The sequence below is a fragment of the Enterococcus sp. GC34 genome (genome assembly GCF_040886645.1).
Classification (GTDB): domain Bacteria; phylum Bacillota; class Bacilli; order Lactobacillales; family Enterococcaceae; genus Enterococcus; species Enterococcus faecalis.
Genome location: NZ_JBFOEF010000002.1, coordinates 11,784 through 36,856, shown reverse-complemented (window position 1 = coordinate 36,856; position 25,073 = coordinate 11,784). Strand labels below are relative to the sequence as shown.

At 37.8% G+C, this 25,073-nt stretch carries 18 protein-coding genes and 1 riboswitch; of the genes, 3 read left to right on the top strand and 15 right to left on the bottom strand.

Annotated elements, in window-relative coordinates; translation table 11 throughout:
* Positions 1–257 precede the first annotated feature (257 nt).
* The 6 genes from AB3I72_RS02630 to AB3I72_RS02605 all read right to left on the bottom strand — a co-directional run bounded on the left by AB3I72_RS02630 (position 258) and on the right by AB3I72_RS02605 (position 4,764).
* A complete protein-coding gene (locus AB3I72_RS02630; protein WP_002408809.1) occupies positions 258–1,577 on the bottom strand; it encodes a nucleobase:cation symporter-2 family protein in 1,320 nt (439 codons plus the stop codon).
* Between the two features lie 2 nt (positions 1,578–1,579).
* Positions 1,580–2,161: a xanthine phosphoribosyltransferase gene (locus tag AB3I72_RS02625; RefSeq protein WP_002356804.1), complete on the bottom strand. Its 582-nt coding sequence runs from the start codon at positions 2,159–2,161 to the stop codon at positions 1,580–1,582.
* A gap of 154 nt (positions 2,162–2,315) precedes the next feature.
* Positions 2,316–2,413: riboswitch (purine riboswitch) on the bottom strand.
* A 146-nt stretch (positions 2,414–2,559) separates the two neighbouring features.
* Positions 2,560–3,246, bottom strand: a complete 687-nt coding sequence (locus tag AB3I72_RS02620) for a hypothetical protein (RefSeq protein ID WP_010816649.1) — start codon at positions 3,244–3,246, stop codon at positions 2,560–2,562.
* Positions 3,247–3,265: 19 nt separating this feature from the next.
* A complete protein-coding gene (locus tag AB3I72_RS02615; protein ID WP_002366997.1) occupies positions 3,266–3,907 on the bottom strand; it encodes a glycoside hydrolase family 73 protein in 642 nt (213 codons plus the stop codon).
* Positions 3,908–4,006: 99 nt separating this feature from the next.
* Positions 4,007–4,186 (bottom strand): hypothetical protein, encoded by a 180-nt coding sequence (locus AB3I72_RS02610; protein ID WP_368023586.1) that lies wholly within the window; start codon positions 4,184–4,186, stop codon positions 4,007–4,009.
* A 59-nt stretch (positions 4,187–4,245) separates the two neighbouring features.
* Positions 4,246–4,764 (bottom strand): hypothetical protein, encoded by a 519-nt coding sequence (locus AB3I72_RS02605; protein ID WP_002356797.1) that lies wholly within the window; start codon positions 4,762–4,764, stop codon positions 4,246–4,248.
* 172 nt (positions 4,765–4,936) lie between these two features.
* On the opposite strand from AB3I72_RS02605, the gene AB3I72_RS02600 reads away from it, so the two are divergent.
* Positions 4,937–5,896 (top strand): Gfo/Idh/MocA family protein, encoded by a 960-nt coding sequence (locus AB3I72_RS02600; protein WP_010823836.1) that lies wholly within the window; start codon positions 4,937–4,939, stop codon positions 5,894–5,896.
* Positions 5,897–5,942: 46 nt separating this feature from the next.
* On the opposite strand, the gene asnS is transcribed toward AB3I72_RS02600, so the two are convergent.
* The 9 genes from asnS to rseP form a co-directional block, all read right to left on the bottom strand.
* On the bottom strand, positions 5,943–7,295 hold the full coding sequence (gene asnS, locus AB3I72_RS02595) for an asparagine--tRNA ligase (protein WP_002376912.1): 1,353 nt from the start codon (positions 7,293–7,295) through the stop codon (positions 5,943–5,945).
* Between the two features lie 16 nt (positions 7,296–7,311).
* Entirely contained in the window at positions 7,312–8,511 is a 1,200-nt protein-coding gene (locus tag AB3I72_RS02590; RefSeq protein ID WP_368023524.1) for a pyridoxal phosphate-dependent aminotransferase, read from the bottom strand.
* 38 nt (positions 8,512–8,549) lie between these two features.
* On the bottom strand, positions 8,550–9,068 hold the full coding sequence (locus AB3I72_RS02585) for a DUF5590 domain-containing protein (protein ID WP_002382785.1): 519 nt from the start codon (positions 9,066–9,068) through the stop codon (positions 8,550–8,552).
* 75 nt (positions 9,069–9,143) lie between these two features.
* The gene (locus tag AB3I72_RS02580; protein WP_368023523.1) at positions 9,144–11,933 is read right to left on the bottom strand and encodes an ATP-dependent DNA helicase DinG; all 2,790 of its coding nucleotides are present in this window, start codon (positions 11,931–11,933) and stop codon (positions 9,144–9,146) included.
* A 180-nt stretch (positions 11,934–12,113) separates the two neighbouring features.
* A complete protein-coding gene (locus AB3I72_RS02575; protein ID WP_368023521.1) occupies positions 12,114–13,490 on the bottom strand; it encodes a hypothetical protein in 1,377 nt (458 codons plus the stop codon).
* A 217-nt stretch (positions 13,491–13,707) separates the two neighbouring features.
* The gene (locus AB3I72_RS02570) at positions 13,708–15,165 is read right to left on the bottom strand and encodes an amino acid permease (protein WP_002356790.1); all 1,458 of its coding nucleotides are present in this window, start codon (positions 15,163–15,165) and stop codon (positions 13,708–13,710) included.
* A 210-nt stretch (positions 15,166–15,375) separates the two neighbouring features.
* Complete coding sequence (locus tag AB3I72_RS02565) at positions 15,376–19,731, bottom strand: PolC-type DNA polymerase III (protein WP_368023520.1); 4,356 nt, start codon at positions 19,729–19,731, stop codon at positions 15,376–15,378.
* A 250-nt stretch (positions 19,732–19,981) separates the two neighbouring features.
* Positions 19,982–21,700 (bottom strand): proline--tRNA ligase, encoded by a 1,719-nt coding sequence (locus AB3I72_RS02560; RefSeq protein WP_002356780.1) that lies wholly within the window; start codon positions 21,698–21,700, stop codon positions 19,982–19,984.
* 71 nt (positions 21,701–21,771) lie between these two features.
* A complete protein-coding gene (gene rseP, locus AB3I72_RS02555; RefSeq protein ID WP_002359768.1) occupies positions 21,772–23,040 on the bottom strand; it encodes an RIP metalloprotease RseP in 1,269 nt (422 codons plus the stop codon).
* Between the two features lie 416 nt (positions 23,041–23,456).
* On the opposite strand from rseP, the gene AB3I72_RS02550 reads away from it, so the two are divergent.
* Positions 23,457–24,236: an SDR family oxidoreductase gene (locus AB3I72_RS02550; protein ID WP_002359767.1), complete on the top strand. Its 780-nt coding sequence runs from the start codon at positions 23,457–23,459 to the stop codon at positions 24,234–24,236.
* An 84-nt stretch (positions 24,237–24,320) separates the two neighbouring features.
* Positions 24,321–24,923, top strand: coding sequence for a YitT family protein (locus AB3I72_RS02545; protein ID WP_368023519.1), 603 nt, complete (start codon positions 24,321–24,323; stop codon positions 24,921–24,923).
* Positions 24,924–25,073 lie beyond the last annotated feature (150 nt).

Genomic DNA, 25,073 nt, shown 5'->3' with positions numbered 1-25,073 from the left:
GTGCTCTTTTTACATGATACAAGGAAAAAGGCTCAACTTCAAGTGCCAGCAGTGTTTCCCTTAGGTTTTCTCATCAGAATTTATTAACATATTTTAGGATAAAACAGCGGTAACTTACTATTCGTCTCTTTGTAACCAAGCATTTTTCTCTTATTCTCTTCAAATTGATGAAAACATTAAATTTTTCTAAACGATGATTAGGTCAAAAAAGTATGAAAGAAAAGCCACCTGACCTTATCTATCATACTTTTTTGAAACTATTCGTTACTTTCTGAGGTTTCTTTTAAACCATTGAATAAAAGATTTAAAATAATTGCGGTAATGCTGCTCATGACAATTCCATTACCAGTAAACATGCTAACAGTTTCTGGTACTTTATTAAAGAGCGTTGGCATAATATTAAAGCCTAAACCAAAGCCAATCGAAATGGCAATAATTAATAAATTTTTGTCATTTGAGTAGTCAACTTTTGACAACATGCGCATTCCTTGGACAGCCACCATTCCAAACATAACCAGCATTCCGCCGCCTAAAACTGGCTCTGGGATAATTTGGGCCATCGCACCAATTTTTGGTAATAAGCCTAAAATAATTAAGAAAAAAGCAGAAAAATAGATTGGCCGACGTGTTTTGATCCCAGATAATTGAACTAACCCGACATTTTGCGAGAAACCTGTATAAGGAAACGTATTAAAAATCCCCCCTAAAATGACGGCTAAACCTTCTGCATGATACCCACGACGTAAATCATCTTCGCCAATTTTCTTCCCTGTAATGTCTCCTAAGGCAAAATAAACACCTGTTGATTCAACCATACTAACAATTGAAATAATAATCATCAACACAATAGAAGAAAGATCAAACGTTGGTTTGCCAAAATAAAATGGCTGTGGAAAATGAAACCACGTAGCTTGACCAACAGGAGACAAATCCACTAATCCCAGAAACGCAGCTAAAATTGTGCCGCCGACTAGGCCGATTAACACGGCAATTGACTTGATAAAGCCACGTCCCCAAACTTGCACAACAATGATTAAGGCAATTGTTACAAATGCGAGGAGCAAGTTTTTAGGATCACCAAAACTTTTGTCCGTTGCTAAGCCGCCACCCATTTTTTCAACAGCAACAGGAATTAAGGTCAAACCAATAACTGTAATGACTGTGCCGGTGACTAAAGGCGGAAATAGACGTTTAATTTTTGAGAAAAATCCTGCAATAAGAACGACAAAAATGCCCGAAGCAATAATTGAACCGTAAATTGCACCAACCCCTTTGTTCGTACCAATCATGATTAAAGGCGCAACTGCTTGAATGGCACAACCTAAAACGACTGGCAAGCCAATCCCAAAAAACTTATTCACCGTCAATTGTAAAAGTGTCGCAACGCCGCACATAAAAATATCGATTGAAATCAAATACGTCATTTGTTGCGAATCAAAATTCAAGCCGGTTCCGATTAATAAAGGTACGGCAACTGCTCCAGCATACATCGCTAATAAATGTTGCAATCCTAAAACGGCGGCTTTCCCATTTGGTGTTTCCGTCTGTTGTTGTGTATTCAATTGTTTTGTATCCAAGATTATGCATCCTCCTCTAAAAACGTCACCGTTCCTTCACTTAATGAAGCGATACGTGCTAAAGAGACTACATTTAAGCCCATGTCTTCTAATAACTGACGACCATCTTGGAATGATTTTTCAATTACGATACCAATTCCTTCAACCTTTGCACCAGCCTGTTGGCATAATTCTACCAATCCTTTAGCAGCTTGTCCGTTAGCTAAAAAGTCATCAATAATCAACACTTTATCAGCATCAGATAAAAATTTTCTTGAAATGGAAATTTGACTTGTCACTTGTTTTGTAAATGAATAAACTGAAGCTGTTAAAAGCTCTTCATCCATGGTTAAACTTTTTGCCTTACGCGCGAAGATCATTGGCACGCCTAATTTTTGCGCTGCGTATAAGGCAGGAGCGATTCCTGATGCTTCAATTGTAATTACTTTGGTAATGCCTGCTTCTGCGAAAACCTCAGCAAAACGATTACCCATAGCCTCCATCAATTCTGGATCCACTTGGTGCGTAATAAAACTATCTACTTTTAAAACACCTTCACCTAATACACGGCCATCATTTTTAATACGTTCGACTAATTCCTTCACAATATGAACTCCTTTACTTATTTTTCGATAGATGCTTTGTTCTCATCCTGAGGAAAGGACGGTTCGTTAAAAACGAACGAAATAAAACAAAGTGCTATTTATATTCGTGTTCTAACAAAAGAAAAAAGCCCATTTTGCCAAAGCAAAAAAGGGCTATCCGCTCTTCTTCACTTATAGACCAGCATTTACGGTGCTGGGTAGAGACGGTCAACCGTATTTTGACCTTATACAAGCTTCTATGTTTCTCTAGGATAGTACAAAAATCTCTAACTTTCAATGGTTTAACAACTTTTTTTCATTAGAATTTTCAAATAATTGGTTCATTCTTCCATTGTTCCGTAAAAGCGAACATTAAATAGCCAAAAACGCTTTGGCAGGATCGGCTGCCAAAGCGTTTTTTATTCTTCATCGGTTGCTTTTTCTTGTTCACGATATTTTTTCATTTTTTTGCTGAATAATTCACCGTTACTAGGGGGCGTATATGTAATAGCATTCGCTCCAGCGATAATGGTTTCATGAATACTCGATTCAGTTGGTCCTCCTGTTGCAATAATCGGTAATTCTGGATACTTGCCACGGAAATAGCGTACGGTGGCTGCAGTGTCTTTTCCTGCACTGATATTAATCATATCCACGCCAGCCGCAAGTTTTTCCTCAATTGGCGTATGAATAGAAGTTACTGTGCTGATAATAGGAATATCGATTGCTTCATCCACCATTTTAATTGTTTCAATTGGTGTAGGACCATTCAAAACAACACCCATTGAGCCTTGTGCTTCTGCAAATAAACTCATATAAGCAGAACGCATGCCTTGCGTTAAACCGCCGCCGACTCCTGAAAAGACAGGAATATCCGCTGCTTCAATAATGCCTTTTGTAATCGCTGGATGCGGTGTAAAAGGATATACAGCAATCACTGCCTGTGCATCCGTATTGCGGATAATCGCAATATCTGTCGTAAAAATAATTGATTTTATTTTACGGCCAAAAATTTTAATGCCACTGGCTTGCCGAATAATCTCTGGCATTTTTACAATATCTTGTTTCAGCGGCGTCATAATTTCTGGAATCCACTTTTCGCTCATTGTCATCGTTCCTCCATGCTTAACGGTCGTATTTATTTAAATTGTATTCTTCAATTACATGAATGATCTTATCAGCGTATGTAGGATCCGTTGCGTATCCAGCATCTTGAAGCGCTTGTGCGGCCTCTTTATAATTTTTGGCTAACAAGACTTTTTCATATAAATTTGGATCCCAATCGACCCCATCAACAAATAACTTGGTATGATCTCGCATGGATTCTTCCCAATTGTCATAAACTCGAAAATCACCCTGAATCGTAATCCAGACCTCATTGACATACTCTTTTGTTTCTAAATTGACTTTTGGTTGATTGCCATATGCTTTAATCCCAAAAAGATTGTTATATTTCGATGCTAATTGACTTTGTCCAAAATTTGATTCTAAAACTGCTTGCCCCATAATAATACTTGGTAACACCCCGTAAGATTCTTGTAATTCACGTGCATACGGTGTGATTTCAGCAACAAATTCTTCTTTTGAGATGTTTTCATTTTGGCGATTGACTGACTCGCTTTGTCCCTTATCTGAATCAGAAAGGACAGATAACGAAAAGACAAAGGCTAAACCGACGACAACTACGCCTAAGAATAACTTTGGCAAATTCAGCTGTTTTTTTCTTTTTTTCTGATAGTTGCTCACTTCATTAATTCCCCACTTCATCTTTTATTTTCCGATAAAATGTTTCATTATCTTTCACTTTCGTGATTGATTTCATTTGTTACTATAACCGAATAATTGTATCATTTTCACAGAAAATTATCAATTTTCATCACTGCTTACGCTCGTGATTTCAGTACTTGATTCAGTGGTAGCAGTTGAAGAAACTGTACTACTTTCAGAAATTTTAGTGGATGATTTCACTGTTGTTTCAGTTGATGTGTGAACAGATTCTTCAACTGGCTTTTTGCCAAAAAAGACAAAAATTACCGCACCAAACATAATAATCACAGATAAAATCCCAGCAATTGTGTATTTCAAAAGACCATCCTTCCTATTCGTTATTCACCTACGTAAGTATCCATCAGATTTTCATTGACCCAATCTAATAATTCAACTTTTGAACCTTCCAATTGTCGTTGAATCGTAGCTGGTAACCGGAATGTAATAATATCATCAAAACCCCATTCGCCATAGGCCAGCGTCACTTTCAAATCAATATAACCAGCAGCAATTTCTTGTTCCTGTTTATTGTTAGGAATTAATTCTACAACGCCCAAATCAGATTGTAGCCATTTTTTGGCAATTGTTGTTTTTAACCGTTTATATTCCGAAACAGCTAGGTTACGTTTTTCCGGAAATAAGATGGTTTGGCGGAGTATTTTTTGAGTCAGCATCCACTCATAATCCGTAAACAAATTCTTAATTTTTTGCATGACTTCATTGTCCAAACCAAATTGGCCTTCTTTCCAAGCTTGCCAATCGGCTGCTTGAATTTGATAAGCGGAGTAAAAATTTTCTTCTGTTTGGTACTGTTCAATAATTGCGTCAACAATAATATCTACATAAACTTGATGCATAATCATTCGCCTCCATTTTCTATTTTACTGAAATTCTCTAAAAAAAGCATCTTTTTATCTCTGGATTTTATCATATTTACAAAATTGTCCTTGTTTTCTAATTTCTCTTGTTTACAGTATAATAAATAATGAAGAAGATTTGAAGAAATTGCATAGATTAGGAGGACTTCTTTTGACAAAAAAATTATATCAATGGGGCATCGTAGGATTAGGTGGGATTGCCCACGAATTTGCTTCAACGTTTAAACAAGAAACTAGCCAACTTGCAGCTGTTGCTTCGCGGACATTGGCTAAAGCAGAACAATTTGCCGCTGATTATTCAATCCCTAAAGCCTATGGTTCTTATGAAGAATTGCTAGCAGATGAAACGATCGATGTTGTCTATATAGCAGTACCAAATAAACAACATGCTGAACACATTTTAAAAGCGCTCCAGGCCGGAAAACATGTGTTGTGTGAAAAAGCTATTACGATGAACGCGGCAGAATTAAAACAAGCCTTGGCAGTTGCAGAAAAAAATGACCTTATTTTAGCAGAAGCCATGACTATTTTTAACATGCCACTATACGACGAATTACGTCGCTTGATGGATGCTGGCAAATTTGGTCAGTTAAAAATGATTCAAGCACCATTTGGAAGTTACAAAGAACCCGATCCTAAAAATCGCTTTTTTAATCCTGACTTAGCAGGCGGCGCATTGTTAGATATTGGTACTTATGCGGTTTCGTTTGCTCGTTGGTTTCTCAGCTCACAGCCAGACGTTTTAGCTTCTAGCATGGTTCCCTTCTCTACTGGCGTTGATGAACAATCGGTGACATTGCTTCGGAATAAAGAAAATGAGTTGGCTACTATTTCATTAACATTCCAAGCAAAAATGCCAAAGCAAGGAATTGTTGCTTTTGAAGATGCCTATATTACCATTACAGATTATCCACGTGCAGATGAAGCAATCGTTCACTACAATGACGGTACGGTTGAGACCATCGTTTCTGGGTACTCAGCTGAAGCCATGAATTATGAAATCTACAATATGGTTGAAGCAATCAAAGGTACTCAACCCAACCGCTCCTTATTTTTCACGACAGAAGTCATTGATATTTTGGACCAGATGCAAAAATTATGGCAGAATTAAAAAAAGAACTTCGGCTTTTGCCGAAGTTCTCTTTTTTATTTGTTCTCTATGGATAAATACGGTTTAACATACGTGGGAACGGAATCGCTTCACGAATATGTTCATTACCAGTAATGAACGTAACAGCACGTTCTAAACCTAATCCGAAGCCAGAATGTGGCACAGAACCGTATTTACGTAAATCTAAATACCAGCTGTATTCTTCTTCAGATAAGCCAAACTCAGCTACTTTTTCTTTCAAATAATCATAATCAGTTGCACGCTCTGAACCACCGATAATTTCACCATAACCTTCTGGTGCAATTAAATCGGCACAAATTACAACATCTTCACGTGTTGGATGTGGTTTCATATAGAAGGCTTTAATTGCTTTTGGATAATTTAAAATGAATGTTGGAACGCCATAGTAATTTGAAATAAAGGTTTCATGTGGGCTACCAAAGTCTTCGCCCCATTCAATGTGATCATAATCATTGTTTGCTTCTTCTTTTTGTAATAACTCAATCGCATCATCGTAAGTAATACGTTTGAATGGTTCCGAAACATATTTTTCCAGTAACGCTGTATCACGTTCTAAAACATCCAATGGATATTGTTGATTTTTCAATACTGATTTAATTAAATGTTTTACGTAAGCTTCTTGAATATCTAGTGATTCTTCATGAGTTGTGTATGCCATTTCTGGTTCAATCATCCAGAATTCCGTTAAGTGACGACGAGTTTTGGATTTTTCCGCGCGGAAGGTTGGTCCAAAAGTAAAGACTTTTCCAAATGCCATCGCACCAGCTTCTGCATATAATTGACCTGTTTGTGATAAGAATGCTGGTTGTCCGAAGTAATCTGTTTCAAATAATTCTGTTGTGCCTTCTGGTGCTGAGCCTGTTAAAATTGGGCTATCAATTTTAATGAATCCTTGTTCGTTAAAGAACTCGTAAGTAGCACGAATAATTTCGTTACGAACTAACATGATCGCATGTTGTTTGCTTGAACGTAACCATAAATGACGATGATCCATTAAGAAATCTGTGCCGTGTTCTTTCGGCGTAATTGGGTAATCTTCTGAAGCGCCAACGACTTCTAAATCAGTGATATCCATTTCATAGCCGAATTTAGAACGGCTATCTTCTTTGATAACACCAGTAACCATGACTGCTGTTTCTTGTGATAAATGTTTAATTTCTTGGAATTTTTCTGTACCAGCTTCTTCACCAAAGGCTTCAATGAAGTTTGGTTTGAACACGACACCTTGGAAAAAGGCTGTCCCGTCACGTAATTGTAAAAAGGCAATTTTTCCGCTTGAGCGTTTGTTAGCAATCCAAGCGCCAATTTTTACTGTTTCTCCAACATGTTTGTTTGAATCAATAATTTGAATTTGTTCCACGTTTGTCTCTCCGTTCATTTCTTAGTTTATTCTTTTAGGCGTTGTGCTGAATCCGTTTCTTTTCTATAAAGTCGTTCATTCGCTCAATCGCTTTTTCTAACGTCATTAAATCTGTCGTATAGCTCATCCGCACATGTTCTGGTGCACCAAAGCCCTCTCCCGTTACCAGAGCAACATGCGCTTCTTGTAATAAATCTTCCACCCAGTTAGTCACGTTATCATACCCACAAATTTCTAACGTTTTTTTGACATTCGGGAATAGATAAAAGGCGCCTTCAGGTTTTATTAGCGAAACACCTGGCAAAGCTGCTACTTTTGGATAGATATGATTCAGGCGTTTTTCAAAGGCCTGACGCATGTCTTCAACTGTCGACTGTTCACCTGTTAAAGCCTCAATTGCCGCATATTGGCTAACTGCGACTGGATTACTGGTGGATTGTGAAGCGAGTTGTGTCATTGCTTGAATAATTTTTTCATCACCGACTGCAAAACCAATGCGCCAGCCTGTCATTGCATATGTTTTGGAAACACCATTAATAATGATTGTCTGTTGACGAATTGCTTCTGAGATGGTTGCAATTGGTGTGAACCGATGTCCATTGTACACCAAACGACCATAAATATCATCTGCAATAATGAGGATATTATGAGCAACTGCCCATTCACCAATTTGGCGTAATTCTTCTTCCGTATAAATAACACCAGTTGGGTTAGATGGTGAATTTAAAATGATTGCTTTTGTTTTGTCCGTTCGTACAGCTTCTAATTGTGCGACTGACACTTTAAATGATTGCTCTTGCGTGCTTGATACAAATACTGGCTTGCCTTCTGCTAACTTGACTTGTTCACCATAACTTACCCAATAAGGGACAGGGATAATCACTTCGTCCCCAACGTTCAAAATGGCTTGAAATAATAGATACAGCGCATATTTGGCACCATCTGTCACAATAACTTGCTTGGGTTGATAACGAAGTTGATATTCTCGTTCCACATAAGAGACAATTGCTTGCTTTAATTCAGGAATGCCGCCAGAAGGTGTGTAATAACTTGCTCTTCCATCCTCAATTGAAGCAATTGCTGCTTTTTGAATATTTTTCGGGGTTACAAAATCTGGTTCCCCAACCGTTAAGCTTAAAACATCTACACCTTTTGCTTTTAATGCTTTCGCTTTGGCGGCAGCTGCTAATGTAACAGAAGGAGTCAATTGCTGTGCTCGATTTGATACGTTCATACACCTTTCACTCCCACTTTCATCAAAACCTATCTAAATTAAATATCTTTGACAACGTTGATCTCTTCGCCTTTATCAAAGCTCATCAGATAATACGTCAGTACTCCTTGATCATTTTCGGTGACCACTTCCCATGCAGGGCGCTTATCATAAAGCCCTAACGTAGCTTTCATCACCGATTCATCGGGATGGGCTTTAGCAACAATGTCTGTTATTTGTTGTTCTGTTTGACCATCTTTTTGATTTAAGACCGTGACTTTTTCTCCCGATTTAGGGACAATCACGACAATCTCTGTGCCTTTATCATTTTTGCCGGTTAAAGTAAAATACGTATTTTTGCGTGTAAACCAGTAAAATTTATCAACTGTTTCTAAATTAGCAGAAGTTTTGGCAATTGCGGTTGCTTCTTTTTTGGCTTGAGCCATTGGTTGATTGGTTCGTACAAAAAAGATAATTATTGTTACAAGAATTGCTAAAAGGATTGCCAATAGGGTTAAAAGGACAGTAATCCGTTTCTTCTCTTTCTTTTCTTCTAATTCCTCCAAAAAGCCTTCCATCCTCTCTAAACTTACTGGGTCTTATTATAGCAGAAAAATAGCGGCCTTTCACAAATATGACCTAAAAATAATCGATTATTTGTTTAAAAATTCCTTTAATTCTTCTAAAATTTCAGGCATGGGCGCTTCTTTTACTGAAAGTCCCTTGGGAAACGCTTTGATTAATCGTTTGCCATATTTTGCAGTGACTAAACGACGATCCAGAATCAGCAATGCCCCTCTATCTTCTTCAGAACGGATTAAACGGCCCAGTGCTTGTCGCAAACGTAAGGCTGCTTTCGGTACCGCTTCTTGAGCAAATGGTTGTATCCCTTCTGCTTCTAAATACGCATATTTTGCTTGCACAAGTGGTCGTTTCGGGTTTTCAAAAGGCAAACGCGTGACTATCAATAACTGTAAAGCTGTTCCTGGTAAGTCCACACCTTCCCAAAAGCTATCGGCTCCTAGCAAGACATTTGGTTTTCCATTAGAGAACCGTTTAAGAATTTTTTCACGACTGCCGCTAATCCCTTGGGCGAGGACCTCTTGTCCTTTTTCCAATAATCTTGGCTGGACTTGATGATACACGGTGGACAATAATTCATGCGAAGTAAAAAGAACCAACATCGAACGTTCCTCTTGCGCCATCAATTTTTCAATGGTATCTGAAATGTATTGACCCATTTCATAGGAAGAGGCATTTTGAATGGCTACTGCTTCTTCCGGTACATAGACTCGCGCATTTTCTGCATAGTTATATGGCGTTGGCAGGGTTTTGAACGTCACCTCTGTTAAACCTAACCGTTGCGGTAAATACTTTTTATTGTTGCCAAACTTCAATGTGCCGCTTGTATAAATAATTCGTTCATACCGCGGATACCACTTTGTTTCAGGAAGCAAACTAGCTTCTAAGTCATGAATTTCAATCAAGCCATGGTCTTCATTTTGTGGTAAATATTCTTTTACCCAACGTGGACGCCAATCATCAAGATAAATGGTAAAACAGTGATGAATACGTTCAATTTCATCAAAAAATTGAAACAAGCGAACAAAAACGATGCGATCAGCCAAACTAAAGGTTTCCAACTGACTCATAATTGTTTGCTGTAACTTACTTTGAATAGTTAACAGCTCCTGCAGTAAAAGCTGGAGCGTTTGACTATGTTTTTCTCCCGCAGCAGATAAATAATCAATACGTTCTTTGGTTAAAAGCAACTCCTGATGGTCTATTCGCTTCTGCGTTTTACTAAATAAACGATGCAATTCAAAAAGAAAATCTTGCCATTCATCCACAAAATCCAGTAAACCTTGCTGATAAATTTTTACAAACCGCTGCTCTTCAGAAAACTGTTGAAAAATTTGCTGTAAAGCAACAAAAAGTTGTTCTTTTTCAATAAAATGCGTGACTTGTTTTTTTAGTATCACACTGTTTACTCGTTCGCTTGCCATCCGACTAGCGATGTCTGGTAAATGATGTGCTTCATCAATAATTAGCCACGGACTTTCAGGTAATAACGGTTGTTTTCTTAGCGACTCTTGCGCCAAAAATGCATGATTAACAATCAACACGTTACTTTGAGCGACTTTTTTATACAGATGTCTTAAAAAGTCAACTTCATAAAGTTCATCTTTTTTTGAAAGAAAATCCAATCCGCGATGTGTAACTTCTTTCCAGAATAAATGATTTAAATTCGTCAATTGTAGTTCATCTAAATCGCCCGTTTCTGTTTCTAGCAACCAGACGAGAACGCCCATTTGATAAAGAGCGTATTGTTTTTGCGGAGTGGGCTGATTCAACGTTGCCTTAAAGCGTTGTAAATCAAGATAGTGTCGATGGCTTTTAATAACAATGCCTCGTAATTTCCCTTGGCAGATTTTATTGGCTAATGGTAAATCTTTTTCCACTAATTGATTTTGTAAAACAATCGAAACTGTTGAAATGATGACTGGTTTTTCTGGCGTTGCTAAATAGCTCATCGGCAACAGATAGCCTAATGTTTTTCCCGTTCCAGTCGCTGCTTCAATAAATAAATCTTTTGTCGTTCCTTCTGTAAAATGATCATAGACTAAATTCATCATCCGACTCTGTTCCGCACGATAAGCGAAACGTTCGCCAAACAGTTTTTCTTTGGCTTTTTTAGTTTTGGGATACGTACTAGTCTGATAGAACGTTTCTTCAAAAAGTGGGACTTCTTTTTTGCGTAAAGCAATGCCACTGACCACTTGATAAGCTGGATTTAATGGTGTGACTTGTTTTTTCATTTGTTCATACGTTTGTTGAATAAAGGCACTGGTTTCCCGCGCTGTCTGTTGACTTAATTCTGCAATTTTTTCCATAGTGACTAACGGTAAAGATTTCATTTTTTCTTGAATTAATAACAAAAGTTCGGCTGTAACCTGCGCATCACTATCTGCTTGATGGGGATTCTCATGAGACAAACCTAAACTTTCCGACAAATCACTTAAACGGAAACTTTTTTCTGTCGGTAAAAAAATCTGTGCCAATTCCACTGTATCAATGGCTGGAATGGTAAGTGGCGGCGTGCCACACCGTACCAGTTCACGAGCTAAAAAATTATAATCAAAGTGGACGTTATGCGCCACAAAAATAGTATCTTCCAGATAATGATAAATTGTATGTGCTACATCTTCAAAATAAGGCGCTTTTTGAACTTGCGTATTACTAATCCCCGTTAAACTTTGAATTTGTTTTGGTACTACTTGATTGGGATTCACATCTGTCGCAAAGTTCGCAATAATCTTTCCATCTTGAACGAGAACGCATCCAAACTGAATAATCCGATCACTTGTAGGATCTGTTCCAGTCGTTTCAAGGTCAACTACTGCATACACTTGTTTGTCTTTCAATGACTTCACGCCTTTCATTCATCTTTGAAAATTATACTACAATTTATAGGATTTTCACTAGTATTTCAAAAATTCTCTTGAAATCTTTTCCAGAGATAATAAGAAAGAGCCTGAAACAAAAATCCAAAGTGATTTTTGTTTCAGGCTTAAAAGCTGATAAACTGAACGGTTTTGTCTTACCTTCTCCTAAATAAACGATTAATAACAGTCAAGGATTTTCTGCATATACTGGTTTAATTGCCCATAGCCTTCCAATTCTCTGATTACTGGGAGCGGACAACGAACCTTTTTATTAAATAGGGTCCGCTTTTCAACATATTCTGTAACTTCGTCTAAAAATTTATCTAATCCTTTTTCTAATTTCATACAACTTAACTGATTGCAAATTCGCACGTCTCCTGCCTTTTTCTTTTGAACTTGTTTAAATGATTGTGAGAATGCTTTTGCTTCAAGCATTTGTGCTTCTAACTGTCTTTTTTCAATCGTTATTTTCGGAACTGCTTGATTTCCATCAGTATCCTCTAACTGGCGACTCATAAAGCGACGATAAATTTCCTCTTCTAATTCGTCCAATTGTCGTTGAAAGTCTGCAGGAATTGTCCGACTTGATGAATTTTCTTCCTCACTTTCCATAGAGACAGCTTCTTTTTCTGGCTTCTGCTCCTCTTCTTTTTCGGCAGAATCATTCACTGAATTTAGCGAGCTTTTTTCTGTTTCTTGTGGAAAAGTAAATAAAGGTTTTGCCGCGGTGCTCTGCTGGTTTTCTTGAGGTTCTTCTGGCAGCGCTTCTTCAAATGGCGCTGGTTCAGATAACACTGGTTCTTTTGCTGGTTCTTCAAGCGCTGGTTTGTTAACAGGAAGCACTGCTTCACTTGGTGCTACAGTTGTTTCAACTTCTTGCTTTTCCAGATTATCAGGCGAGAGATTGACGTCTGGTTGTTCCGGATTAGTATCCTCTGATATTTTCAGAGATGCCTGTTCTGCGGCTATCACAGGAGAAGCTCTTTTCAAATGGATCGTTTTTATTTGTCTAGAAATGACGGGATTTCTCGTTTGATTAACGGCTTCATTCAAGGAGGCTAAATTTTCTTTTAAAAGTGTCAACATTTCACGTAAGACAGCAATTTCACCAGCTAATTCCGTTAATTGATTTTCTTGCGGCACTACTTGCACATTGGTTTCATTCATACGGACTGTTTTTTTATTTTTAGTTGTCGGTATTTCATACATCCATTGTTTCAGTGCGAATCGTAAGTCACGAGTGGTCGGCTCAAAGCTTCCAAAATAAACAGTGTAGTACATTAACTCCGTTTCAACATAGACATAAATCTTTTTAACAATTAACTCTTCAAACTGTTCTGATTCATCCCAACTTTCACATAAAGCCTCAAAAAATTGTTCCCCTTCTGCTAAATTTTGATACTCTTTCGCTAAATAAAGCTTGCGAATTAAGTAAAAATTATACGGTGTTTCAACATTATCCGCATAAATTTCTCGTCCTAAAAAATCTGGATTCGTTTCTTTACAAAGAAAGACCGTTTTCTCTTCTGGTTGTGTTTCAAGTGTTTTAGTCATGAGTTTCACTTCCTTTTTCTCTGTTAATAACCATTTTTAATGATAGATACCTTTAGTATACAGGAGAAATTCTTCTGATTTTCTCATGTTTTTAAGAGACAACAGAAATTTTAGAGAAAAATCGATAGAAAAAAACGTGAGACAAACAGTCCTATTGACCATTTATCTCACGCAAAATACTTAAACTGACTATTTTATCCTTGAAACATGCAACCAATTATTCTGCTGAATCAATTGGCAAAATTGTGTCTTTTTTCTCGCGACGTGCAATTGCTGGTAAAATCATTCCTAATAGAATTAAGACGATTGGTGTCACAATGTTAGAAGCTAATTGGAACAACCAGCCTTGAGGGTCTGAGGCATACTCAAATTTAGGCACCATTCCTAGGATACAAGCAAAGGCTGTAAATAGGAAACACCAAAGACCAAACACAAAACCAATTTTAGGATTTTTAACAAATTTATATTCTGAATTAAATTGTTTGTATGCTTTGTTTAGAAGCATATAGGCAAAGAAGACCCACAAGTAACGCATTGGCATAACTACAGAATTTAAGTTAGTTAGCCATTTAACCACTTCGTTCATGTCCTTCAACCCAAACATCGGTAAAGCGATAATAATACTTACTAAAATACCTGTTAATAGGTAACCATTAATTAACGTACCTTTTTTCGTACGTTTGCGTAACCAACTTGGAACAAATTCTGGATCTGCTTCAGCTAAAAGAATTTTCAGTGGAGCATCAATTGAAAAGGCTAACGCAGCCACTTGACCCACTGTATTCGTCAAAGCATAAACAATCATTAAGAGATTACCGACACCATAATATGCGCCTAATTTTTGGAAGGCACTGTAGGCACCATTTGCCATTAAATCTTTAGGAATATTGTCACTTGAGAATAACATGCCCATTGCAAATGAACCTAAAACAGCCGATAAACCAACCATTGCTGCTAGGAAAATCATTCCTTTAGGGAACTCTTTGGCTGGATTTTTAGTTGCATTTACGTAAGGAGAAATTTTTTCAGCGCCACCTACCGCAAAAACTAACATTGATACGGTTGTAAAATAACTAAAATCAAATTTAGGAATGTAGGTGCTGACTTGTGACATGTTTGGCGTCGCAAATTCAACCGTTGAATTAATAAATGGTGCGCCTACCGCTAATAAAATGAATAAAATAGACATCACAAACATGGCGGTTCCAGCTAAACCACCAATAACTTTTAAGGTGGTTAACCCTTTTGTTGATAATAACAAGAAAACCAAGAAAATTATTAATGAAATAAATGATACCGTTACGATTGGCATCGTATTGACTAGGTTTCCATTCCCTTGAACTGCCCAACCTAAGGCAATTAAAATTGCTTGTGGTTTTTGTGCCAAGTAAGGAATGTGCACTACCCAATAAGTCCATGCTGCATAATAGGCTAGACGTTTAGTACTGGTATTTTGCACCCACGAACTAACCCCACCATTACTGTCTTTAAATGTTGAACCTAATTGTCCTACGATTAACGCATAGGGAATAAAATATAAAACTAAAATCAAAAGCCATGAAGTGACCACTGAAATCCCTTGTTGTGCATAATTATTCACAACATTTCCAAGACCCCAGACCATGTTAAAGGCAATTAACCCGACGGTGAACCATCGTAATTGCTTTTTGTCCATATAACCAATTCCTTTCTTATTAAAAAAATAAAGCTCTTCATTTATCATAAGCATTTTACTTTTTATGCACAAGCTCAACATAATTAAATAAAGATGGCTTTTTAATAAGTAATTAAAACGCTTCTAGCAATGATTTTCTAATTTATTTGATGACTAAAAAAGGCCGGTGAATAAGTTGCTTCACCGGCCTTTTTCTAAGAGATTTTTCTTTTATAACATATCAAATAATGATAATTGGTTTTCATCTGGCAAGTCTTTTAAGACACCATTTTCATTCATGTATTCAATTAACGTTTTAGAAACTTTGCCTCGTGTTGCCAAATCTTCTTTCGACAAGAACGGTTGCTCTTCTCGCGCAGCGACAATGGCTTTCGCTACGTTGAGTCCTAAACTTGGCACTGCTCGGAAAGGTGCAATCAAGGTATCCCCTTCAATCACAAAATTTTCAGCGTCCGATTTGTACAAATCAATCATGCCAAATTTATAGCCTCGTTCCAACATTTCATTACATAATTCTAAAACCGTTAATAAGTTTTTCTCTTTAGTGGAGGCGTCCATCCCTTTGTCCGTAATTTCTTTCATTCGTGCTTTCACAGCTTCTTTCCCTTGTGACATTGCCACTAAGTCAAAGTCATCCGCCCGAACGGAGAAAAATGCACAGTAATATAAGATTGGGAAATAAACTTTAAAGTAAGCGACCCGCAATGCCATTAATACGTATGCTGCCGCATGGGCTTTCGGGAACATATATTTAATTTTAGAACAAGAATCAATATACCAGTCAGGGACGTTGTTTTCCTTCATCGCATTTAAATACGTATCCCGTAGTTCATCGGGAATCTTATTCCATTGTCCTTTACGTACCGTTTCCATAATCTTAAAGGCCATCCCACTGTCCAAACCAGCATGAATTAAATATACCATGATATCATCCCGACAACCAATTACTTCAGCAAGATTGGCTTCGCCACGGCGAATCAACTCTTCTGCATTCCCTAACCACACATCGGTTCCGTGAGACAGTCCAGAAATTTGAAGTAATTCTGCAAAAGTTGATGGATGGGTCTGCTCTAACATGCCTCGAACGAAACGTGTTCCAAATTCAGGAATTCCTAAAGTTCCTGTTTTAGAATAAATTTGCTCTGCATCCACACCTAGAACATCAGGTCCTTCAAAAATACGCATCACTTCTGGATCGTCTGTTGGGATGGTTTTTGGCTCAATCCCAGATAAATCTTGTAACATCCGAATCACGGTTGGATCATCATGTCCCAGAATATCAAGTTTTAAAATATTATCGTGAATGGAATGGAAATCAAAGTGCGTCGTTTTCCATTCTGCCTCTTGATCATCAGCAGGGTATTGAATTGGCGTAAAGTCATAAACATCCATGTAATCAGGAATTACAATAATACCGCCAGGATGCTGCCCAGTCGTCCGTTTAACCCCTGTTGAACCTTTGGCTAAGCGATCAATTTCAGCACCACGCAAATGTAAATTATGATCTCTTTCATATCCTTTAACAAAGCCATACGCTGTTTTGTCGGCAACTGTACCAATGGTTCCTGCCCGGTAGACATATTCTTCACCAAAAAGAACTTTCGTGTAGTTATGGGCTTCGGCTTGATAATCGCCAGAAAAGTTCAAATCGATATCGGGAACTTTGTCGCCATGGAACCCTAAGAACGTTTCAAAAGGAATATCGTGACCATCTTTAAACAATCGAGCGCCACATTTCGGACAGGCTTTTTCAGGCATATCAAACCCTGAACCATAGGAACCATCTTCATAGAACTCAGAATATTGACACTCAGGACAATAATAATGTGGCGCTAAAGGATTTACTTCAGTAATCCCTGTCATTGTCGCAACAAAACTAGAACCGACAGAGCCCCGTGAACCAACTAAATAGCCATCTTCATTACTTTTATGCACCAGTTTTTGAGAAATTAAATAAATGACCGAGAAACCATTTCCGTTAATCGAATTCAGTTCCTTTTCTAACCGTTTTTCGACAATTTCTGGTAAAGGATCGCCATACAATTCGCGCGCACGATTGTAGCTTAAATCAGTGATTTCTTGTTCAGACCCAGGAATTTTCGGCGTATACAAATCGTCTTTTACTGGAATAACTTCTTCACATAAATCAGCGACTTTGTTGGGATTTTCTACTACAATTCGCTTAGCGACGTCTTGTCCTAAAAATTGAAATTCCGTTAACATTTCATCGGTGGTTCTGAAATGAACCTTTGGTAAACTATGGCGATTTAACGGATTAGCGCCACCCATAGACCCGACTAAAATTTTCCGATAGATGGCATCTTCTTCATTTAAATAATGAACATTTCCAGTGGCGACAACCAGCTTGCCAAGTTCATCACCGATTTTCACTAGATTACTAATAATTTCTTCCAAATCTGCTTCATTTTTCACCAATTCTTGTTCAATTAATGGCGCGTAAACTGGTTTGGGCATAACTTCAATATAATCGTAGAATTTGGCACGATTTTTTGCTTCTTCGACACCTTTTTGCATCATTGCTTCAAAAATTTCGCCGTTTGAACATGCGGAACCAATTAAAAGCCCTTCTCTTAACTTCGATAATTGCGAACGAGGAATCCGTGGTACTCGGAAAAAATAATCTACATTGGACATGGAAATCAATTTAAAAAGATTTTTTAATCCTGCTTGAGTTGTTGCTAAAATCGTTGCATGGAAAGGTCGAGCTCGTTTGTATGAGTCTCCTTCGCCAATATGACGATTCAAATCATCATGGAAATGCATATCATGATTCTCTTTCGCTTCTTTTAAGAAAATCCAGCACAAATGACCTGTTGATTCCGAGTCATAGATGGCGCGGTGATGTTGTTCTAAGTTGACGCCAAATTTTTTCGATAAGGTATTTAGACGATGGCTTTTGAAATGTGGATACAAGAATCTGGATAATTCTAATGTATCGATGACGGGATTAGCCGCTTCAGGTATTCCATGTTTGCCATAACTTGTATTTAAGAACCCCATATCAAAAGAAGCGTTGTGGGCCACTAAAATAGTTCCTTCTGAAAACTCTTTAAACATGCGTAAAACTTCTTCTTCGGATTTTGAACCGCGTACCATTTCATCTGTAATCCCAGTTAAATTGATCGTTGTTTGAGATAATGGATGGCCAGGATCAATAAATTGCTCAAATGTCTCAATGACATTTCCTTTGTGCATTTTGACAGCGGCCAATTCAATAATTGTATCATAAACAGCGGAAAGCCCCGTTGTTTCCACGTCAAAGACCACATAGGTAGCATCTGTTAATTCAATATGTTCTTCGTTGTAAGCAATAGGTACACCATCATCAACAATATTGGCTTCCACGCCGTATAAAATTTTAACGTCCGCTTTTTTACCTGCGGCATGGGCATCAGGAAACGCTTGGGCGCCGCCATGATCCGTAATTGCGATGGCCTTGTGACCCCATTTCCCCGCTTGCGCCACCAAGTCACCGACTTTATTGGTCGCATCCATTGTACTCATGTTACTATGCATGTGTAATTCTACACGTTTTTCACCTTCTGGCGCGTAGTCTTTTCTTGGCGCATGGGCGACTTCCATCAAATCTTGAGCATTCATGACTAAATCACGCATGAAGGTATCTTCTTGTACACTACCACGAACACGAATCCAACTTTGTGGTTGAATCGCATCAAAAACTTGTTCATCTTTTTCCCCATTCGAAAATTTCTTCACCACGAAAGAGGAAGTATAATCAGTTATTTTCAAAATTAAAATTTTTCGTTTAGAACGCAATTCACGCACTTCTTTATCAAAAATAAAGCCTTCAATCGTTATCCGACGTTCTTCTTCCAGTATGTTTCCCATTGGCATAATGGGTTCATCATTGGGAATATTCCGCCCTAAACGAATTGGACCATCAAACGCAGGCGCTTGTTGTTGTTTTTCTTTTTTCATTTGTTCATGTTTAACAAGCGATTCAGCAGCTTGTTGTTGAAAGGCTGCGGCTTGTTCTAATTTTTGCTCTTCAAACTTTTTCAACACTTCTGCAGCTTGCTGTTGATCCATTTTTGGTTCAATATGAAATTTAGGAAACCCGTAAGAGAAATAAAGTTCCTCAATAATTGGTAAATATTGTTGCTTCAAATAAGGAATAACTGCTTCATTATCAACAGGTAAAATAATTTTCCGATCTTCAAATTGTGGTGTCTGTGTTTTTAAGACTTTCTGAACTAACGGCGTATTGCATTGACTATTTAACAAGGCCAACTGCCAATAATCCGTTAATTGTTCCTCAGTAAATGTTGTCTGATTTGTGGTTATTTGAACGGAAACCTGTGCAATTTGTTGAAAAGCTAGTTCCAATTGTTGCATAAATGTTTGATATAGCATCACTGGCATCAATTCATCAAAACTTAAATGAAATTCCCATAAGCGACTTTGTTGGTGAACAATGACCTTGTCAATCCGGCCATTTTGAATTAAGGGATGTTCTTTCGCTATGTCATCTAACTGAATTTGCGTCATCAGTTTATCAAATAAATCGCGTGCTTTTTCTGTCACAAAATGAACCTCCTTCTATCATTGAAAAAAGGCCCTCAGACAAATCTGTCAAGTGCCTTTTTTCGGTTTCTCTGCATTCGCTTCTCTATTAAGTATACTCGTTTTTTGTAAAAAAACAATCTTGTTTCTTTTCTAAAAAGAGCTAAGAAGAGCTTGAAGCAAAAATCTAAAGTGATTTTTGCTTCAAGCTTAAACGCTGATAAGTGGCGGAAACAGTTTATCCTAATCATTTTGTCCACCCTTTTCATTATTATTCCGCTTCTGATGTTGTGTTCATCAAAATAGAAAGTGTGCTTTCTAATTCTTCTTTGCGTACTTCTAACATTTCACCAGTACGTTTGATTTTGACTTCTACCACACCATCGACTGCTTTTTTACCGACTGTGATACGGATTGGACAACCAATTAAATCAGCATCAGCAAATTTTACACCTGCGCGCTCATTGCGGTCATCAACTAATACTTCGTAGCCCGCTTCGGTCATCATTGCTTCAACTTCTTGTGATAGTTTTGTTTGATACTCATCTTTCACATTCATTTGGACCACGTGTAAATCAAATGGCGCAATTCCTGTTGGCCAATTAATACCACGCTCGTCTGCATTTTGTTCAACGATTGCTGAAAGTAAACGACTAACGCCGATGCCATAGCAACCCATGATCACTGATTTTTCACGACCGTTTTCATCTAAAACTGTTGCGCCCATAGCATCACTATAACGCGTTCCTAATTTAAAGATATGACCAATTTCGATTCCTTTAGTAAAGGCTAAGACACCATTGCCATCAGGAGAAGGATCGCCTTCTTGAACAAAGCGTAAATCTTCGTAACTAATTGGTTGGAAATCACGATCTGGATTTACATTTGTCAAATGATAGCCATCTTCGTTAGCTCCAACAATGGCGTTGGCTAAATCTTGAACAGCTAAATCTGCATAAATTTTAACATCTTCGGAAACATTGACTGGACCAATTGAACCAAAGCCAGCTCCTAAGACACGGCGAGCATCTTCTTCTGTTGCTTCATCTAGGAAATCAGCGCCTAAGAAGTTTTTCAATTTGACATCATTGACATCATGATCGCCACGAACCAAGACCATTACTGGCTCTTCATCGGCAATAAATAGTACTGATTTAATAATACGTTGTGGCTCAACTTCAAAGAAGTTTGCCACTTCGGCAATTGTACCCACTTCTGGTGTTGCAATTTTTTCTAAATCTAATTGTGTTTCATGTGATTTTTTCGGCGTATAAAGACTTGTTGCCATTTCTAAATTGGCAGCATAATCACTTTCTGTTGAATAACAAATAGTATCTTCCCCAATTTCAGAAATCGCCATAAATTCTTTAGAATCTTTACCACCCATGGCACCACCGTCCCCAATAATGGCACGGAATTCTAGTCCACAGCGTTCAAAAATGCGTGAGTAAGCTTTTTCGTAATCACGGTATGATTGATCTAAACTAGCTTCATCGGCATGAAAAGAATAGCCATCTTTCATAATAAATTCACGGCCTCTTAATAAGCCAGAACGAGGGCGTTTTTCATCACGATATTTTGTTTGAATTTGGTATAAATTCAAAGGTAATCGTTTGTAAGAATTGATTTCATCACGAATTAATTCTGTGAAGGTTTCTTCATGCGTTGGGCCTAAGATATAGTCACGGTCATTGCGATCTTTTAAGCGATACAAGTTAGGTCCATAAGTTTCATAACGGCCTGATTCTTTCCAAAGTTCTGCGGGTAATAACGCAGGCATTAACATTTCAACTGCATCAATTTTCTCAAATTCTTCTCGCATAATCGTTTTTAATTTTTCTAAAACACGATTGGCTAAAGGTAAATAAGAATAAATCCCTGCAGCGACTTGACGAATATAGCCTGCGCGCAACAGAATTTGATGACTTAAGACTTCTGCATCATTTGGTACTTCTCTTAACGTTGGAATTAACATTTTTGACTGTTTCATTAAAACTCTCCTCTATTTTAAAATCAACTATTTTTGATTTCTTTACACACTTTTTTACTTAAGCTTTCTCCTTAAAAGAAAAAGCGTTGAATATCGTTCCAAGTAACTAACACCATTAACACCATGACAAACCCAAAGCCAATTAACGTAATGATGCCTTCTTTTTCAGGACTAATTGGTTTTCCACGTACACCTTCAATAATGTTTAAGACAATTTTCCCGCCATCTAAAGCTGGGATTGGCAACAAATTAATAATCCCTAAGTTCATTGACAACATGGCCATTAAGAATACAACTGTACTTACTCCAGCATTGGATGCTTCTTCCGATAATTTAAACATCATGACTGGCCCACCTAGTTTGTTTAAGCTAAAACCGGTGAATAGTGAGCCGAGTGCTTTAAAAATCTGTGTCGTACTATTTAAAGTATCCTGAATACCGCCCATCAATTTTGACGGTAAATCGGTTTTCATATAAGGATAAACGCCGACTTTACCAATCGTTTGTTTTTCCACTTTTTGTTTTTCTGGTGTCACTGTTAGTTGCTCTTCTTTGCCGTTACGCTCAACTACGAACGTTAACGGCTTTTCGGGGTTCTTCTGCACAATGGTTGTAAAATCTTCGTATTTTTTGATTTTTTGATTATTAATCGATAAGACTTTATCGTTTTCTTTCAACCCAGCTTCTGCGGCTGGGCCATTAGGAATCACTTGTCCAATTTGATTCGTGTTTAAATCAGTGACGCCTCCTTGTAGAAAGACCGCTAACGTAAACAGAATAAACCCTAAGATAAAGTTATTCATGGGTCCCGCAAAGTTCGTTAAAATGCGTTGCGATAATTTCGCTGATTGAAATTGAACGTCAAGTGGCGCAATCCGCACCTCGGTTCCATCACTTTCAATAATCGTTGCATCATGGTCAACTTTATAAACGGTTTCTTCTTCCTCGTTTCCATTGACATAGCCCTTGATGAATAATTCTTTTTCAAGATCAAAATCAATGACTTCCATCGGAATACTATGAGGTAATTGTACTTTTTTACTTGTATTAATTTTAACCACATTACCCACGGCATTTAACTCAACAGATAGAGGCATACCTGGTGTGATTTCTGTCATGTCTTCGCCCATCCCAGCCATTCGCACATAGCCACCAATCGGCAATAAGCGAATCGTATAAGTGGTGCCATCTTTTCCACGATGCGCAAAAATCTTTGGTCCCATTCCGATTGCAAACTCACGAACTAAAATACCCGCTCGTTTTGCAAAATAAAAGTGGCCAAATTCATGTACGAGGACAAGAATACCGAAGACAATAATGAATGTGATAATTGTTTTCATAGATGTCCTTCTTCCTTCATTCACTGACGTTCAGTGCTTTTTATTATTACATGGGAAAGTCTCGTAAAACTTGCTCTGTTCCCTTCCCGATAAACCAGTGCAACTGTTTACTGAGAACAGTCGCCACTGTTAGTGAACAAATCTTTCCTTATGTAAGACAAGTTTTATTTTAGCATATTCACTCATAAATAACCATTGGACTTGACCACTTCGCCTAGATATTTTGTGTTTTTTTAGAAAACTGTATAAATGAGAGGAATTGATTACTACGACCAGTATTTATTTTAAAGACCTTCAACAATAGTAGCTAACTTTAGACCATAAACTTTTCCGACAGTTTGTCGTATTTTATCAACACGCTGATTGACATGTGCTACCATGAAAGTATTAATAGTTATTTTAGGGGGAATGAATCAATGTATGGAGAATTACATGGTAAAGTAGCCGTTGTCACTGGTGCAGCTACGGGTTTAGGATTATTTATTACTCTGCGTTATATCTTAGAGGGCATGAATGTTGTTGCTGACTATGTCGGTGAGCTGCCTAAAGAATTTGAAGATGTCCAAGCCAAGCACGCAGACCGCGTAAAATTCGTGAAGGCTGATGTCTCTAATGAAGAAGATATTAAAGCGTTAGCTGAAACCGCTTTAAAAGAGTTTGGTCATGTTGACATTTGGGTAAATAACGCCGGTGTGGAGGCTTCTTTTCCGACAATTGATATGCCATTAAAAGAATGGCAACGTGTCATTGATGTCAATTTAAACGGTGTCTTTTTGGGTTCTAGAGAGGCACTCCGAATATTTAGAGATCAAAAAATCAAAGGGTCAATCATTAATATGTCCTCCGTTCACCAAAGAATTCCTTGGCCAACGTTCGCCCACTATGCGGCAAGTAAAGGTGCAACCGAAATGTTCACGAAAACAATCGCTTTGGAATATGCGGAATATGGTATTCGTGCCAACTGTATTGCACCTGGAGCGATTAACACACCTATTAATGCTGAAAAATTTTCCGATCCCGAACAGTTAAAACAAACAACGAGCATGGTTCCTATGGGCATTATTGGTAAACCAAATCAAGTAGCTGCTGCGGCCGCTTGGTTAGCTTCTGATGAATCCTCATACGTAACCGGAACAACACTCTTTGTAGATGGCGGGATGTCTCTATACCCTTCGTTCCAACACGGAGCTGGTTAAAAAGTAGTCTGCAACAAAATTCTCTATGAATTTTTGTTGCAGACTTTGTACTATCACACACAAAATCTATTCAGGAGGCTTACCATGAAACTAGTCAAAAATGTTTTTTTAATTTTAATTGGTTTAGTTATTATCGGGATTGGCGCATCCACCTTAAGAGTGGCAGGTTTAGGAGTTGATCCTTTCACTGCTATGAATATCGGACTTTCTTCAATGTTTGGTATGCAATTAGGTATTTTTCAAATTATTGTCAATGCGTTTATTCTATTCTATGTCTATTTAAAAAACAAAAAAGCCATTGGTCTAGGAACTATTTTAAATATGCTTTTAGTAGGGATTTTGATTCAACAGATTTCTACTTGGCTTCAACCTTACGCCGATAGTTTAGGAGGCTCAACAATTGGCAAACTACTTTCTTTATTCGTCGGAGTCCTGATTTTTACATTTGGCTGCGCCTTATACATGTCTACAGATCAAGGCGAATCCCCCTATGATGCGATTGCGCCAACCATCTGTCAACAAATCAACAAACCTTACGCTTCTGTTCGAAAAGCACAAGATTTGTTGGTCCTATTAATTGGCTTTATTGCTGGTGGTCCAATTGGGATTGGTACAATTATTTGTGCATTTGGTGCTGGCCCACTCATTAGTTTCTGGAACAAGTTACTTCAACCTTTAGTAAAATAATTTTTTAACTAAAATATAAGAAAAAGCGATGGCTCCATAGAGATTTTCTTCTCGAGTCATCGCTTTTTTATTTGTACTTTCTTTGAAGAAGCATGATTAGTGTGTTTCTTGTTTGGCTTTCCGTTGTTGTTTTAGTTGATTATTTGTTGG

Bases quoted from the DNA above. Each gene is read 5' to 3' on its own strand.
- AB3I72_RS02620 (WP_010816649.1), bottom strand. From the start codon at position 3,246: ATGAGCGAAAAGTGGATTCCAGAAATTATGACGCCGCTGAAACAAGAT.
- AB3I72_RS02615 (WP_002366997.1), bottom strand. From the start codon at position 3,907: ATGAAGTGGGGAATTAATGAAGTGAGCAACTATCAGAAAAAAAGAAAA.
- AB3I72_RS02610 (WP_368023586.1), bottom strand. From the start codon at position 4,186: ATGTTTGGTGCGGTAATTTTTGTCTTTTTTGGCAAAAAGCCAGTTGAA.
- AB3I72_RS02605 (WP_002356797.1), bottom strand. From the start codon at position 4,764: ATGCATCAAGTTTATGTAGATATTATTGTTGACGCAATTATTGAACAG.
- asnS (WP_002376912.1), bottom strand. From the start codon at position 7,295: ATGAACGGAGAGACAAACGTGGAACAAATTCAAATTATTGATTCAAAC.
- AB3I72_RS02590 (WP_368023524.1), bottom strand. From the start codon at position 8,511: ATGAACGTATCAAATCGAGCACAGCAATTGACTCCTTCTGTTACATTA.
- AB3I72_RS02585 (WP_002382785.1), bottom strand. From the start codon at position 9,068: ATGGAAGGCTTTTTGGAGGAATTAGAAGAAAAGAAAGAGAAGAAACGG.
- AB3I72_RS02580 (WP_368023523.1), bottom strand. From the start codon at position 11,933: ATGAAAGGCGTGAAGTCATTGAAAGACAAACAAGTGTATGCAGTAGTT.
- AB3I72_RS02575 (WP_368023521.1), bottom strand. From the start codon at position 13,490: ATGACTAAAACACTTGAAACACAACCAGAAGAGAAAACGGTCTTTCTT.
- AB3I72_RS02570 (WP_002356790.1), bottom strand. From the start codon at position 15,165: ATGGACAAAAAGCAATTACGATGGTTCACCGTCGGGTTAATTGCCTTT.
- AB3I72_RS02560 (WP_002356780.1), bottom strand. From the start codon at position 21,700: ATGAAACAGTCAAAAATGTTAATTCCAACGTTAAGAGAAGTACCAAAT.
- rseP (WP_002359768.1), bottom strand. From the start codon at position 23,040: ATGAAAACAATTATCACATTCATTATTGTCTTCGGTATTCTTGTCCTC.
- AB3I72_RS02550 (WP_002359767.1), top strand. From the start codon at position 23,457: ATGTATGGAGAATTACATGGTAAAGTAGCCGTTGTCACTGGTGCAGCT.
- AB3I72_RS02545 (WP_368023519.1), top strand. From the start codon at position 24,321: ATGAAACTAGTCAAAAATGTTTTTTTAATTTTAATTGGTTTAGTTATT.